The organism is Methylocystis rosea SV97 (assembly GCF_000372845.1).
In the GTDB taxonomy this organism is placed as follows: domain Bacteria; phylum Pseudomonadota; class Alphaproteobacteria; order Rhizobiales; family Beijerinckiaceae; genus Methylocystis; species Methylocystis rosea.
The window spans coordinates 224,539-239,951 of record NZ_KB889964.1; the positions used below are offsets into that span (position 1 = coordinate 224,539).

Consider the following 15,413-nt stretch of genomic DNA (forward strand, 5'->3'; position numbering starts at 1 on the left):
CCGAACTCAGGTCTGGACCGATTCTCAAATATCGGCATAGACGTGGCTTTCTGCTCCCGCTCCCGGGTGTGTAACAGCGCCCTTCCCGGCCGGCCCGACCGTCTGCGCGTACCGCCACAGCGCCCCAGACTGGTATGCGTTTTCGCGCGGTCGCCAGCGGTCACGGCGCGCGCCCATCGTTTCGGCATCGACCCTCACCGACAATGCGCCGCGCCTTGCGTCGATTTCGATCACATCGCCGTCCTCTATGAGCGCGATAGGTCCGCCGACGGCGGCTTCCGGTCCGACATGGCCGACGCAAAGGCCGCGGGTAGCTCCCGAAAAGCGGCCGTCTGTAATCAACGCGACCTTCTCTCCCAATCCTTGACCGTAAATCGCCGACGTCGTGGAGAGCATTTCGCGCATGCCAGGGCCGCCGCGCGGACCCTCGTAGCGTATGACGAGCACTTCGCCCGACCGGTAACGCTTTTGCATTACGGCCTCAAAGGCTTCCTCCTCCGTGTCGAAGACGCGCGCAGGCCCGGAGAAAACTAAAGTTCGCAGTCCCGCCACTTTTACGATCGCGCCTTCCGGGGCGAGATTGCCCTCAAGCCCGACGAGTCCTCCGGTTTGTGAGATCGCCCTTTTTGTAGGCACAACCACGTCCTGGTTCTCAGGAACTTCGATTTCCGCGAGGTTGTCGGCCAATGTTCGTCCGCTCACGGTCAAACACTCGCCATGCAGAAAGCCGCCGTCCAGAAGGGATTTTAGCACCACCGGCACGCCGCCGACGTCGTGCACGTCCTTTGCGAGATAGCGACCGCCTGGCTTGAGGTCGGCGATGAGCGGCGTCCGCCGGAACACCGCCGCAACATCGAAGATATCAAAAGGGATGCCGGCTTCATTTGCTATCGCCGGCAGATGCAGCGCGGCGTTGGTCGACCCGCCGGTCGCCGCGACAACCGCCGCCGCATTCTCGAGGGCCTTGCGCGTAACAATGTCTCGAGGCCGTAACCTTTTCGCGAGGAGCGCCATTACTGCGCGACCGGCGGCGTCCGCGAAGCGGTCGCGGGAATCGTACGGCGCCGGCGTGCTGGCGGACCCGGGCAGCGCGAGGCCTATTGCTTCCGATACATAGGCCATGCTGTTGGCGGTGTACTGACCGCCACAGGAGCCTGCAGATGGACAAGCGACCATTTCGAGCTCGGCGAGATCCGCATCGGTTATTGCGCCAGCCGCATGCGCGCCGACGGCCTCGAACACATCAAGGACCGTGACGTCTCTCCCTCGAAACCGTCCCGGAAGGATTGACCCCCCATAGAGAAACACTGATGGGACGTTGAGCCGCAACATGGCCATCATCAGTCCAGGCAGGGTCTTGTCGCATCCAGCGAGTCCAACGAGCGCGTCGTAGCAATGACCTCGGACCGATAGTTCAACCGAGTCCGCGATAACCTCACGGCTAACAAGTGACGCCTTCATGCCGGCATGGCCCATGGCGATGCCGTCGGTCACGGCGATAGTCGTGAACTCGCGCGGCGTGCCCCCGGCTGCAGCGACGCCCTTCTTCACCGCCTGCGCTTGGCGAGACAGCGAGATATTGCACGGAGCCGCTTCATTCCAAGTCGTGACAACGCCGACAAAAGGATTGGCGATCTCCCGTGCGGACAGGCCCATGGCGTAAAGAAACGAACGATGTGGTGCGCGCGTAGGACCAACAGTTGTGTGCCGGCTGGGGAGACCCCTCTTTTCTTCAGCGCCCTGTGCAAGGAACGCTCCCGGGCCCGCCGATTGATCGTGATCCTCCATTAAACGCCTCTCGGTTGATTGCGCCACCAGGCCTTCAACTTTCATTTTATCGAGAGAGAGCCTCCCCGACTCCCGCCGTTCGCCCACCGACCGACTCCGCCGACAGATCAAGCCTTCGGCGGTCCGTAATAGCCGGGCTTGGAATGGGTATCGTTCAGCAGCAGTTTCGCTCCCTCCATGACATGGGGCGCGAGGCCCGCGCCCCCCGTCTCGATCAGCGCCAGCAACTCGGCGCGCATCCTCGGATCCCAATAGGTCCGCAGATGATTCCTGATGCCTTCCGCACGCCTTTCGGGCGGATAGGGGGCGAAGAAATCGCCGATCTGATTGGCCATCAGAACGATGCGATCGAGCGCCATGACAGGAATGTCGGCGCCCTGCGAAGGCGACTGCGTCATGCGCATTCCGCCGGCTCCAGTTCATCGATACGCGGCCTTTCCGCCTCCTGCACGCTGTCGGCGGCGGGGCCGTTGGTGCGAACGACATCGACCGCCGTGACCTTGTATTCGGGGCAGTTCGTCGCCCAGTCGGAGAGATCCGATGTGACGGCGTTGGCCTTCGACTTCGCGTGGTGGAACGTTGTGTAGACAACGCCCGGATTCACGCGCTCGGAAATCTTCGCGCGCAGCTCGATCTCTCCGAAGCGGCTCGACAACTTCACCCAGTGGCCGTCGCTCACGCCGCGCGACATCGCGTCCTGCTCGTTGATCTCGAGCACGTCTTCCGGATGCCACATGGAGTTCGGCGTGCGCCGCGTCTGCGTGCCGACATTGTATTGCGAGAGGATGCGGCCCGTCGTCAGCAGCAGCGGATATTTGTCGTTGGTGCGCTCCGCTGTCGGCACATATTCGGTGAGCATGAAGGCGCCGAGCCCGTTGGCGCGGGGAAACTTCACGCGATGCAGCACCTCCGTGCCCTCCGGCGCGTTTTCGTCGCAGGGCCATTGCGCCGAGCCGACGCGGTCGATCAGCGCGAAGCTCATGCCGCGATAGGCGGGCGAGAGCCGCGCGATCTCATCCAGCACCTCGCCGGGATTGTTGTAGGTGACGTTGTAGCCCATGGCGTTCATGAACTTTACGGTGATCTCCCAGTCCTGATAATCGGCAAGCGGCTCCACAACCTTGCGCACGCGCGAGACGCGGCGCTCGGCGTTGGTGAAGGTGCCGTCCTTCTCCAGCGACGAGGAGCCGGGGAAGAAGACATGGGCATATTTCGACGTCTCGTTGAGGAAGAGGTCATGAAGCACGACGCACTCCATGTTCTTCATCGCGGCGATGACATGGTGCTGGTTCGGATCGCTCTGCACCGGATCCTCGCCCATGATGTACATGCCCTTGAAGGACCCCGCGACGGCGGCGTCGAGCATGTTGGGCAGGCGCAGGCCGGGCTCGGCGTCGAGGGTCACGCCCCATTCCGCTTCAAAGCTCAAACGGGTCTCATCGTCCGTGACGAAGCGGTAACCGCTGAAGACATGCGGCCAGCTGCCAAGGCAACTACCGCCCTGCACATTGCCCTGACCACGCAGTGGATTAACGCCAACGCCCTCGCGCCCCAGCATGCCGCAGGAGAGGCCGAGATTGCCAAGGCACATCACGCCGGTCGAGCCCTGCGAATGTTCGGTGACGCCGAGGCCGTAATAGATGGCGCTGTTGGGACCGCCGGCATACATCCGCGCCGCCTTGCGGATGTCCGCCGGATCGACGCCGGCGAGCGGCCCGATGACTTCCGGCGCATATTTGTCGGAGCCGACAAGCGCCGTCCAGTTCTCGAACTCGTTCACCTCGCAGCGGGCGCGCACGAATTCTTCGTTGTAGAGTCTCTCGCGCACGACGACATGCGCGATGCTGTCGAGGATCGCGACATTCGTGCCGGGACGGATCGCAAGATGGACGTCGGCCTTGCAATGGGCGGATTCCACGGTCTCGGTCTTGCGCGGGTCGATGACGATGAGCTTCGCGCCCTGGCGGATGCGCCGCTTCATCAGCGAGCCGAAAACTGGATGGCCCTCGGTCGGATTGGCGCCGACAACCATGATGACGTCGGCCTGAAGGATAGAATCGAAGTGCTGGCTCGCCGCGCCCGCGCCGACGGTGTTGGTCAGGCCGAATTGCGTCGGCGAGTGGCAGATGCGGGCGCAGTTGTCGATATTGTTGTTGCCGAGCACCGCGCGCGCAAATTTCTGAACGAGAAAGATTTCCTCATTCGTGCAGCGCGAGCTGGAGACGGCGCCGACCGACTTAACGCCGTATTTGGCCTGGATGCGCCTGAACGCGCTCGCCGCGTAGTCAAACGCCTCCTGCCAGCTCACCGGCTTCCACGGGTCGTCGATAGAGGCGCGGATCAGCGGCGTTCGGACGCGATCGGGCGCATTGTAATAGTCATAGGCGAAGCGCCCCTTGATGCAGCTGTGGCCATGGTTCGCCTTGCCTTCTTTCCAAGGCGTCATGCGCACGATCTTGCCCGCGCGCGTCTCAGCCTTGAAGCCGCAGCCGACGCCGCAATAGGCGCAGGTCGTGACGACCGACTTCTCAGGCTTCAGCGGGTTCGGCATGTTTGTACTCTCCCTCGAAGAGGCTCTTCTCGACCAGCGCATGGCTCGGGCAGGCCTGCACGCAGGCGCCGCAACTCACGCATTCCGATTCGAAGAACGGCTGATCCTGGCTTGCGACGACTTTGGATTCGAAGCTGCGGCCGGCGATGGTGATTGCGAAGGTCCCCTGCACCTCGGCGCAGGCGCGCACGCAGCGGCTGCAGACGATGCATTTGGCGGGATCGAATAGGAAGTAGGGGTTGGAGGCGTCGACGGGCGCTTCGAAGTGATTGGCGCCGCCCTTGCCGTACGGATGGGATGCGACCCCTTCGGCCTTCAGAGTTTCGTGGAACTCGCTCCACCCGTCGGCCATCTCGCTTTCGGGGAAGTCGGAGAGGTAAAGCTCCAGAACGCCCTTGCGCAGGCGCTGCAGCGCCACGGTCTGGGTCTTGACCTTCATGCCCTCGACGACCGGCGTGGTGCAGCTCGCCGGGAACCCGCCGCGGCCTTCGATCTCTACGAGACAGACGCGACAGCTGCCGAAGGCTTCCAGCATGTCGGTCGCGCAGAGTTTCGGGATGGGTCGGCCTGCCGCCGCTGCCGCAAGCATGACGGAGCTTCCAGCGGGAACGGTGACCGCGACGCTATCGATTTCGAGCGGTACGGGTGACCCGTCTCGCGGCGGTGTACCAAAATCAATCTCGTCTTTCAGTCCGCGCAGTTCAGACCACATTTGCCACCTCACCAACACAAGATACTCTTCTTTTTTTTCAAAAGGTAATCCCCATTTGAAGGGCGCGGCTTTCCTTCCTGCTCAGTTAGTTCGATCTGTGACGGACTCAATCTCCCGATATAACGCAACCGATGGCCCGGTCGAGGAGCGCGGCCTGTTTCACCCATCGGGCGGCACGAGGAGCATGGAGTTGTGACCCCCGCCGTTCAATGTCGAATTCAGGAAACCAGGACTGCAATTGCCGCAGAAATCACATTGAAACTAAATCTAGTCGCGCTCGAATTTCTCTCAAATTTCGATTTATCGAATAGTCCGTTGCATTTAGGCAATATCGTCAGCCACATCCGGATTTCGCCGAAATTGTTAGACGTTCTCGCGACTGGGGGGCTAACCATCGCCAAATCGAAGCGCTTGCGCCTTCCCGGCGACAATGGTCAGGTATCTCGCGCAAAATCTCCAGCAGCGATGCCTGCATGCGACAACCTCCGATTCGGGTTGTCGCCAATAGATTCACACATCCGGCTCGCCAGGAATCTCAAAACGGCTCCAAATATCCGGGCAGGCAAATCTGCGCGCCGAAGAAGTTTTGCTCGAACGAGCCGCCGACAGTCCATAAAACGCCGATGAAGGCCGAGGCAGTCGCCAACGCGGTCAAAAAGCCGACGGCGAATTCGACAAGCGGGTCGACGGCAAGCTGCACGTCTTTCGCAATTCTATATTCCGGGGATGTCTGCTCATCGGCGGCGATTTCGAGACGGTAGTAGCGCTAGTCCTCCAGCCCCCAACCGGTGACGGCGAGGCCGCTGAAGACGACAAGCGCCGGCAGCACAATGACGGCCCACCACAGCGCGTCGACGTTCTTGCCCTCAAGGGCGTCGAAGAAACTCCGGTTCCAGACGTTGATGCTCAACTGCGCCGCCAGCTGCAAAGCGATGAATAAGGCGACAAACAGGGTCAGGAGCCAAGCGCGGCGCCGTGTTTCGCCAGTCCAGAATTTCAGGGCCAGTTTGCAGAACTTACGCCAACGGGCAGGCGCGGGCCGCTTGAGCTCGCTCGAAGAGCTCGAAGAGCTCGAAGAGTAGGGCTCGACGATTAGCCTTTGACCGAGCAGCTCAGCGCGCCATGGCGCGAAATTTCGTGCGCGTTTCTTAACGTGCGCGTTTCTTAATATGGCGCACCTATCCAAAAATAATCGCATTAAGACGCCGTGTTCATGGAAGGCGTTAAAATAGAAGATCTATCATGAGGCCACATTTGAACGCTCACCGGTCTGATCTCGGCGCGGCGCAATCTGTGGCCGCGACGGTGCGACCTGCGCGCTTACGGCGCGCGCCAGGCGTGCCGCTGGAAGACGCCGTGCAGAGCACCCCAGTCGAGGATCAGTTCGCCTCCCGCGGTCTGGCGTTGCTGTTCCCATTTGACCAGCAGATCCAGGCAGGCGTGGTCGATGAAGGTCAACTCGTGCAGATGCACATGCACATGCGCGTTTGCCGGCAGTTTCTCCAGGGCCGCGGCCAGTTGCGGCAAACGTATGAAGGAGGCGGCGCCTTTGAGATGAATCTCGGTGACGCCGGCTTCCTTGTCCTCGTCGATCCGGATTTCGAGGTGGGAGAAGCTGTACATCAGTCTGGCGAAAGCCAGACCTATTCCCAGCATGATACCGGTCAGCAGGTCCAGTCCGACGACGCCGGCGAGCGTTATGACGTAAATGGCGGCTTCCCCCCGGTCCTGGTCCCAAAGAATTTTGGCGAATTGCAGCTTGGCCAGCTTGACGCCGGTATAAACCAGCACCGCTGCCAGACCGGCGACCGGGATCGTGCCCAGGACGCCCGGAAGCAGCGCCACGAACAGCAACAGCCAAACTCCGTGCAGGAAGGCGGACATTCGGGTGCGGCCGCCCGCCATGATATTGGCCGACGTGCGGACAATGACGCCCGTGATCGGGATCACGCCCATGAGGCCGCAGAGCACATTGCCGGTTCCTTGCGCCATCAGCTCGCGGTTATAGTTTGTGCGCTCGGCATGGCGCTGCATCGAATCCGCCGCCGTGGCGGTGAGCAGCGACTCCGCGCTGGCGACGAAGGCCAGGGACAGTCCCGCCAGCCAGATCGCGCCCTCGCTCAGCCGGCTGAACCCGGCCATCGTCGGCCAACTGACCGCGTGCAGCAATTGCTCGGGTACCGGAACGTATTTCATGTCCAATTCTTGATGCCATGCGGCGGCGGTGGCGACGGCGACGCCGATGAGCGGAGCCGGCAGCAGCTTGAGCTTCTTGGGCGTGAACAGGGTCCACAGCGTCACCGTGGCGATGGTCAGCAGGCCGATCAGCGCCGCGGGACGATGGACCGGTTCCGTAACGCCTTTCCATACAGCTTGCGGCAGCGACCAGAGATTGATGACGCCGCCGAATTCCTTGCCGGTGCCCGGCGGCAGATCGTCCACCATGACGTGGAATTGCGAGGCGAAGATCAGGATTCCGATTCCCGCCAGCATCCCCTGGATCAGGGCGGGCGAAACGGCGCGGAACACTGGACCCAGGCGCAGCAGGCCGGTCGCCAATTGCATCAAGCCGCCCAGCAAGACGATGAGTCCCAGCGTCTCGAAACCATGTTCCTGGATGAACAGGGCGACCATCACCGCCAAGCCGGCCGCTGGTCCGCTCACCTGTAGCGGACTGCCGGACAAGGGCCCCACCACGAGGCCGCCGATGATGGCGGTGATGAGGCCCACCGAAGCCGCTTTGTCGATTGGAACGCCTGACGCGATGGCGATACCCAAGGAGAGCGGCAGGGCCACCAGGAACACCACGACGGAAGCGAGAACGTCCTCTTTCCACGAATGACGAAGCGTGGCGATGAATGAAGCTTGCGTTTTCACTGTTTGCTCCCGCGCATCAGGCTGCGACGCTTGCGCCCTCGTCTCCACCAGCGAATTAAAAATACTGCGAAGGTCGGTCCTGCGTCTCGTCCTCTGGTCTACCTGAGAGTGCGCTGACCGGCGAGCTGGCCTTCGCCATCGCCAAGCACGCCTTTTGTTGAATTTCTGACGATTCCGGCTCCTGTCATCGTGGTCGGCCCCCATCGGGTGATCCAGTTCGAATGTTAGTTTAAGAGCGGCATTTGGACCAGCGGCTGAGCGCCCGGCGGAGCTGGCTGGGGTTGCGCAGCCGGGCGCTCGGGGAACAGAACCGCCGGGGCTGGCGGCCGATACCCCAACGACGAATGTGGCCGCACTTCATTGTAATGACGCCGCCAGCTTTCGATGATGATCCGCGCTTCCTTGAGCGAGTAGAAGATCTCGCCGTTGAGCAGTTCGTCACGAAGCTTCGAGTTGAAGCTCTCGCAATAGCCATTCTCCCATGGACTGCCTGGCTCGATGTAAGCGGTCCTGGCGCCGACAGCGGTTATCCAATCCTGCACGGCCTTGGCGATGAACTCGGGGCCATTGTCTGATCGCACATGGCCAGGAACGCCGCGCAGAATGAACAGATCGGACAGCAGGTCGATGACGTCCGTCGAGTTAAGCTTGCGATTGATCCGGATGGCCAGGCATTCACGCGTAAACTCATCGATGATGTTCAACATGCGATATTTGCGTCCGTCATGTGTTCGGTCTTCGACGAAGTCGTAGGACCAAACATGGTTCGGATGTTCCGGCCGTACCGAATGCATGATCCGTCGTTCAGCCACAGCCGCTTTCGCCTGGGCTGCTTTGCTGGGACCTTCAGCCCCTCCCGCCGCCAGATCCGCTCGACGCGCTTGAGGTTCACCGCCCAGCCGGCGTCGTGCAGCATCGCCGCGATGCGCCGATAGCCATATCGCCCATATTGGAGGGCGAGCGCGATGATGTCGGCGGTCAGAGCCGCTTCGTCATCTGGCGTCCTGGCGATCTTACGTTGCGTCGAACGATGTTGGCCGAGCACGCGGCAGGCGAAGCGTTCGGACACGCCGAACGCCTCCCTTGCGCGCTCAACGCAGGCGCGACGGCGGGCGGGGCTTAAAAGTTTCCCGACGCAGCCTCCTTCAGGATCAGCTTCTCAAGCGTCAGATCAGACACCGCCTTACGAAGCCGGGCGTTCTCCTGCTCGAGATCCTTCAGCCGCTTGACCTGGTCGCTCTTCAGCCCGCCATATTCCTGGCGCCAGCGGTAATACGTCACTTCCGTAACGCCTATCGATCGAATGGCTTCCGCAACCGACTGCCCTTGCGTCGTCAGCACGTCGACCTGACGAAGCTTCGCGACAATCTCCTCGGGCTTGTGCCGTTTCCTGCCCATCTCAAATCCTCCTCATAGGCTCAAAAGCCATACTTCACGGAGGATCACTTTTCAGGGGGCAGACCACACTCTTCCGCGCTCATCGACGGCTTGTTTTGTGTCGGTCGGCTGCAACAGCCAAACCACATCGGATCCGTCGCGGCGCATATTGCCATCGGATTCACGGGGCAGCGTCACAGGCAATCCGGCGTGGTCCGGTTGACCGGCCACAGGCAAGATAGCGTGCTTCCCGTCGTCCTTGGTCTGCACCAGTTCTCATCCGCTTGCGCGGAGCTCCTTGCTCAAAAGACGATCGCGTTTTGCGTGATCGTCTGCAATATGTTTGCGCGTCGCGGCGTCATGCGTGTGCGCCGAGAAGCTTGCGGTTTTTGACGGCCGCCCGCGCGGCGACGTCGGCTTCGCGCGCCGCGGCGTCGCCGACATAGACGGCGCCGTCGCGCCACATCGCATGCATGACGACCGCCATTTTGCGCGCGACAGCGACGGTCGCCTTGCGATGACAGCCGCGTTTCGCCAGCGTCAATCCCCATGATTTAAGCTTGTCCTTGCCCTTGAAGCGCGTCAGCATGACGCCCGCCGCTTCGAAAAGCGCGCGTCGCATCTGGGGATCGCCGGCCTTGCTGATGCGGTCCTGAACGTCGATCGACGCGCCCGACTGACGCCGTTTCGACGTCAAGCCAAAATAGGCGGCGACGTCACGCGAGCGCCGGAATCGCGACGGATCGTCGATCGCCGTCATGAAGCTCAACGCCGTCACTGGACCGACGCCCGGGATCGCCATGAAGCGCCGGCAGAGTTCGCTGCGGGAGACGAACTTCACGACCAGATCGTGCAGCTTACAATACTGCTTCCATAACGCCGCGCGCGCCATCAGCAATCAGCATCGTTTCCATCAACTCGCTGGTCAGCGGATCATTGGCGACTGACTCGCGCACGGCCTGCTCAAACTCGCCTCGCGACGTTCCCTTCAATCGTACGCCGAAGGCTTTGAGCGAGTGGCGGATCGTGTTCTCGATGTCGAGGAATTTTGCGTTTGAGATTGCGCCGCTGCGTCAGCAAAAGCCGCATGCGATAGCAAGGTTCGCTCTTGATGAAGGCGGCCTTGAACCAGCCGGTGCGCACAATATGCGCAATGCCAAGCGCGTCTGTCACATCCGTTTTGTTGCGCTGCGCCGACATCGCCGCGTGCACGTGGCGCGTTTCTAGACACACCGCCGGCAGTCCGAGCGCCGTGAGTTCCGGATGCAGTCAGGGCGACAAGGCGCCGGCTTCATGACCGACGCGCCGCAGCCGCGACAAAAAGGGTTTTAGCGCCTTCATGATCGCGCCCGCATCGGTCGCAACCGACGTTTGAAGATGCACCGCGCCCTTGTCGTCGACGACGCAAACCGCCGTCTCATCGATCGACACGTAGAGCGTGCACCTCGTTGGGATGGCGGCCTGTCCCGACTACGGCGGGCCCGCCTGACTGGGCATCGTCCCGGGACTTTCTTCCCTATATCTTCCTTTACTAATTGCTCGAAGGCGCGCGTTGTCGTTCGATGGCGCAGACGATTGGCCTCGTTGTGTCCGTTAGCCTCCGGCGTCGAACGTAGCTCTGAAGCGCCATGCACTCCTCCGTGCTCTGCGGCGTCGCAAGAGCGCCGCGGCACATGTTTGAACGCTTGCATGGATGTCGAAAATTGGGTTTCAATTGTCCATTTATCGACTGATCCAGATAGCTCAACACTCGTATATAATGCATGGTATTTAAGCCTAGAAGCACAAAAGCCTGAGCCGACACGGCAAGGCATCGAAGGGAATACGGTCATGCTTCGTCATCCTATCCTCTTTGTGGTCCATGCATGGAATTACGTCTTCAATCATAAAGTTAGCCCGGTTAGAAGCATTCCGGATATTGCTGTTCGGCATTATATTTGGGGATTATCCCATTGACGCAAGTATGAGGCTATGGCATAGTTTCCGTCATTGGAGCTATGCAGATGACGACTCGTAAGCGCACCCGCCCATCGAAAGCCGGACAACGCGAAAGCAGCGTCCAAGCGTTTTCAGTCCGCGATTTTTTCGCGACCTTCCCGAATGACGACGCCTGCCTTATCCGGGTTATGGAAGTCCGTTACGGCCTTCGCCACGTCTGCGGCAAATGCGGCGTCGAGAGCACCTTTCACAAGATCACAGGCCGCCGCGCCTTCGCCTGCGCCGCTTGTGGCGATCATGTCTATCCGTGCGCGGGGACGATCTTTCAAGACAGCCGGACGCCGCTGCAAACGTGGTTTTACGCGATCTACCTCTTTATCGCGACGCGTCACGGCGTGAGCGGCAAGGAACTGCAACGGACGCTCGGCGTCACCTATAAGACGGCGTGGCGCATTGGCCAGCAAATCCGCGACCTCATGACGAAGGCCGATGGCTTCGAAATGCTCAAGGGCCACGTCGAGCTGGACGAAGCCTATGTGGGCGGCAAGCGTTCCGGCAAGCGCGATCGCGGCGCGGAAGGCAAGACGATTGTCATGGGCCTCAAGGAACGTGGCGGCAAGATCGCGACGCAAGTCATTCCGAACGTGAAGCAAGAGACGCTGCGCGGCGTCGTTCTTGAGAATGTCGAGAAGGGCGCGACGGTTTCGACCGATGAGCTTTACAGCTATGGCTTACTGACCGGCGACGGTTACAAGCATGGCGCGGTGAAGCACGGCGCGAAGGAATGGGCTTATTACGACTATCGCCACGACGCGACGCATCACACGAACAATGTCGAGAGCTTTTGGAAACTGTTTAAGAAGTCGGTCGCTTCAACGCATATTCATATCAGCGCGAAGCACATGGACCGCTACCTCGGAGAGTTTTCTTTCCGCTCGAACCATCGCCAGATGCGGAACGCGATGTTCGATCTTCTGATAGCGGCGCTTTGATTAGCGCCGCCGTCAACGAATCGAACGCAGCGCGGTCAATTGGGCCGACGCCGCGAGATTCTTCCTGCTGGACGAAATCAGCCATTTTATTCTGCTTAACCGCCTCGCACAAAGATACCATCCGAACCTCCGGCAATGATGATACACCATCGCGAGTTAGATTGATGTAATGCGGATAGCGACACATACGGGCTGCGGTGATCCGTGGTAATGCATAGTGCAACACAAAGGCCGTGGAATGGGCGAAAAAGACTACACTCTTCAGGTCCGGATGAGCGAATCTGAGAAGAAAGCATTTGAGATGGCCGCTAGCTCAGCGGGGATTTCGATCTCCGCTTGGGTGCGGGATCGGCTACGCAGAGTTGCAAGAGACGAGCTACAATCATCCGGCCTCAAGGTTCCATTCATCGAAGAAATGAAGGCAAAGGATGGCGACTGATGCTTCGGTCCGAGGATTTGATTTCAGCTCCATGGGCATCGGCTCTGTGTTGAAGCTGCATCGCCTAAAAGTGCCGCCATATCAACGGGAATACGCCTGGGATACGGAAGAGGTCCAGCAGCTTTTTGCTGACTTCTCAAACGCAAAATTCGAGAATAAAGACTATTTTTTAGGAACAATTGTCACAATAAGCAATCCATCAAGTAAGGTATTGGAGATTGTCGATGGTCAGCAGCGCCTGACTACAACTGCAATTTTGATATCAGCTATACGTAACTATTTATCAACTATAACGTCCGCGAATATTATTGTCGAGTCTATAAATAACGAGTTTCTGTCAACAATTGATAGGGTTGCTGGCCAAAGGGTCCCTAGGCTAGCGTTGAATATTGATGACAATGCATTTTTTGAGTGTCTTATAGATCATGGCTCTCAGAGAGAAAAGTTACCTCCTACACGAGAGTCGCATCGTCTTCTGATTAATGCATCGAATATTGCTAAGCTGTGGGTTGAAAATGCAGCTAAGCAGTTTGCTGTGGCAGATGTGCCCTCGCGGTTTAACGATTGGATTGAGTTTATTGAGACCAACGCCACTGTCGTTCTGTTGCAGGCTCAGAATGCATCACAAGCTTTCAAAATGTTTGAAACTCTTAATGATCGGGGAATGAAAACAAACCAAGCCGATCTGGTAAAGAGCTATCTATTTGGGCAGTCGGATAAGCGAATAGCTGAAGCAATCGCAAAGTGGTCGTCGGTTCGGGACAATTTGGAAGAAATGAGTGACGATGATCGACTCATTAATTTCCTCAGACACGTTTTTATTGCTACTAGGAATTTTGTTCGCGCCGAGGATATTTACGAAGAAACTCAGAAAACCGTTCGCGGCGACGCAAACGCGGCAACGTTCTTATCTGAACTTGAACGCCTGTCGCGAGTTTATGTCGCAACTTATAGAACCGACTCTGAATTTTGGACAGGACACCCAGCAGCGACCACAAAGGCACTGCGGATAATCAATAAGTTTGACATAAAGCCCGTCCGCCCGCTCGTGCTCGCGCTTGCTCTTGAGTTTCCTCAGAACGAATTGGCGGAAGCTTTCCGTCTCGTGCTGTCTATTACCGTGAGGCTACTAATCGCCTCTGCCACGCGCAGCGGGACAAACGAGCAGACTTTCGCAGCTGCGGCTCTCTCTGTTTTCAAGAAAGAGACGAATACGGTTGCAAAGCTACGCACAATCCTTGGCAGAGTAATCGTAAGCGATAGCGATTTTAGAGACACATTTGCAGCTGCTAGATCGTCAAAGGCTGACTATGCTCGATATTATCTTCGCTCCATCGAGGCAGCGTATGCGAAAGACAGCGAGCCGTGGTTTGTTCTAAACGATGACGAAGCTTCCATCACTTTGGAGCATGTCCTTCCGAAAAATAGGATGGCGGGGACATGGCCGACATTTAGCGAAGAGGATGCTGAAAGGTTCGGAAAGCGCCTAGGCAATCTTTGCCTTTTGCAGAGAACTCCAAATTCAACGATTGATAATGATAGCTTTGATGCAAAAAAACCTGCGTTACGAGTGTCGCCATACCACTTTACAAACCACATATCGGATTTTGACACTTGGTCATCGGAAAAAATAGAAGAAAGGCAAGCGCACATGGCCGAATGGGCGATATTGGCTTGGCCAATTTAACTTGTCTCAAGGGGATAATTCCCTTACAGTTTGTACGCTCACAGCCGCGTCGAAGAAACCCGAGACGGTTGTGCGCGTTTTGGGTCGTCGCCATGATGGTGAGCACGCATAGGCCATCATCGACAGAGCGTCCGGCCGCCGGCAAAGCTGGTTGAGCGTGCGCCGTTAAGCTGGACGTGCTGAAGCCGATAACTCGCATCATGATCGGAGGATGTTTCATGACATACCCGGCGCATTACATGTCTATGCTCAATCGATCCCGGCTGGTTCCATGCGTGCTTGCAGCAATGTTTGCGGCGACGATCATGCCGTTCGGTTTTGCGAGCGCGCAACCGGATCCCTACGGAGCAATCGACGGCCGAGTGGTTCCAAAATCCGAGGCTAGTGATTTGGCCTCCCAGACGAACGCCAGGAGTTTTCGGTCGACCGTTCTGGCACTCGACTCCTCTTCTAACGCGCCTTCCTCGCGGGCGGCTTGTGACTTGGCGAAGAAGCGCACCTGCGACGAACTGGTTCAGGACAACATCCTTTGGAGAATAGACGATCCCGACAATTCTGCCTCGAAACACTGGCAGCAGAAGAACCTCGACGACCTCTGCGCATGCACGAGTGATCCTTACGCGACGGTCAATTGCTTCCAGATACAAGTCAACAACAATCGCAAGTCTTGGCAGGAAGCCATCGCAGCGTGTCGCGCCAAGCCCTGACCTTAATCGGAATTTCTGCGCGCGGAGGCGTGGAGCGCGGACGGGAATTCACTTCCCTGAGCTTTGTGACACTGGAGGACGGCTCAGTCTCTTCTGCCGACAACCCGATCAGGCGGATTAGGGGCTTATACCTGGACCCATCACGGAGTAAGGCGGCGCGTTCGCTTTTTACATTAAGCCGATCTATGGCGGACGTCAGTCATTCACATCGCGATCGGCTACCGACGATAGCTGGCTATTCCTTGCCACATTCGCAGGCCCCTTGGCTGGAGGGCAAAGTCTTAAAGCGAATTTTTCGACGAATAAGAAAAGCCAGGAGGCACAATCAACGTGATCCAAAAGTTC

The 15,413-nt window shown here is 58.7% G+C and carries 9 protein-coding genes and 3 pseudogenes; 4 read left to right on the forward strand and 8 right to left on the reverse strand.

Annotated elements, in window-relative coordinates:
- Nucleotides 1–24 precede the first annotated feature (24 nt).
- From ilvD to A3OO_RS22410, 8 genes and pseudogenes are all read right to left on the reverse strand, one after another.
- Nucleotides 25–1,788 carry a dihydroxy-acid dehydratase gene (gene ilvD, locus A3OO_RS0120110; RefSeq protein ID WP_040574100.1) on the reverse strand — a complete coding sequence of 588 codons (1,764 nt, stop codon included), beginning with the start codon at nt 1,786–1,788 and terminating at the stop codon, nt 25–27.
- Between the two features lie 107 nt (nt 1,789–1,895).
- Complete coding sequence (locus A3OO_RS0120115; RefSeq protein WP_245257245.1) at nt 1,896–2,186, reverse strand: formate dehydrogenase subunit delta; 291 nt, start codon at nt 2,184–2,186, stop codon at nt 1,896–1,898.
- Nucleotides 2,183–5,051 (reverse strand): annotated as a pseudogene (gene fdhF / locus A3OO_RS0120120) (formate dehydrogenase subunit alpha). Before fdhF ends, A3OO_RS0120115 begins: the two are co-directional and overlap by 4 nt.
- A 535-nt stretch (nt 5,052–5,586) precedes the next feature.
- Nucleotides 5,587–5,751: a hypothetical protein gene (locus tag A3OO_RS23850; RefSeq protein WP_018409649.1), complete on the reverse strand. Its 165-nt coding sequence runs from the start codon at nt 5,749–5,751 to the stop codon at nt 5,587–5,589.
- 66 nt (nt 5,752–5,817) lie between these two features.
- The gene (locus tag A3OO_RS23855) at nt 5,818–5,961 is read right to left on the reverse strand and encodes a hypothetical protein (protein WP_156824977.1); all 144 of its coding nucleotides are present in this window, start codon (nt 5,959–5,961) and stop codon (nt 5,818–5,820) included.
- Between the two features lie 410 nt (nt 5,962–6,371).
- Nucleotides 6,372–7,928: a SulP family inorganic anion transporter gene (locus A3OO_RS0120140; protein WP_018409651.1), complete on the reverse strand. Its 1,557-nt coding sequence runs from the start codon at nt 7,926–7,928 to the stop codon at nt 6,372–6,374.
- 224 nt (nt 7,929–8,152) lie between these two features.
- Nucleotides 8,153–9,326: pseudogene (locus A3OO_RS22405) on the reverse strand (IS3 family transposase).
- A 337-nt stretch (nt 9,327–9,663) separates the two neighbouring features.
- Nucleotides 9,664–10,760: pseudogene (locus A3OO_RS22410) on the reverse strand (IS110 family RNA-guided transposase).
- A 548-nt stretch (nt 10,761–11,308) separates the two neighbouring features.
- Here A3OO_RS22410 and A3OO_RS0120160 point away from each other — a divergent pair.
- The 4 genes from A3OO_RS0120160 (at nt 11,309) to A3OO_RS0120175 (ending at nt 15,068) form a co-directional block, all read left to right on the forward strand.
- Nucleotides 11,309–12,235: an IS1595 family transposase gene (locus A3OO_RS0120160; protein ID WP_083909836.1), complete on the forward strand. Its 927-nt coding sequence runs from the start codon at nt 11,309–11,311 to the stop codon at nt 12,233–12,235.
- A gap of 238 nt (nt 12,236–12,473) precedes the next feature.
- Nucleotides 12,474–12,674, forward strand: coding sequence for a plasmid mobilization protein (locus A3OO_RS23870; RefSeq protein ID WP_156824980.1), 201 nt, complete (start codon nt 12,474–12,476; stop codon nt 12,672–12,674).
- On the forward strand, nt 12,664–14,361 hold the full coding sequence (locus A3OO_RS0120170) for a DUF262 domain-containing protein (RefSeq protein ID WP_018409656.1): 1,698 nt from the start codon (nt 12,664–12,666) through the stop codon (nt 14,359–14,361). The genes A3OO_RS23870 and A3OO_RS0120170 overlap by 11 nt, the downstream gene beginning before the upstream one ends.
- Nucleotides 14,362–14,579: 218 nt before the next feature.
- Nucleotides 14,580–15,068, forward strand: a complete 489-nt coding sequence (locus A3OO_RS0120175; protein WP_156824981.1) for a hypothetical protein — start codon at nt 14,580–14,582, stop codon at nt 15,066–15,068.
- The last annotated feature ends 345 nt before the right edge of the window (nt 15,069–15,413 follow it).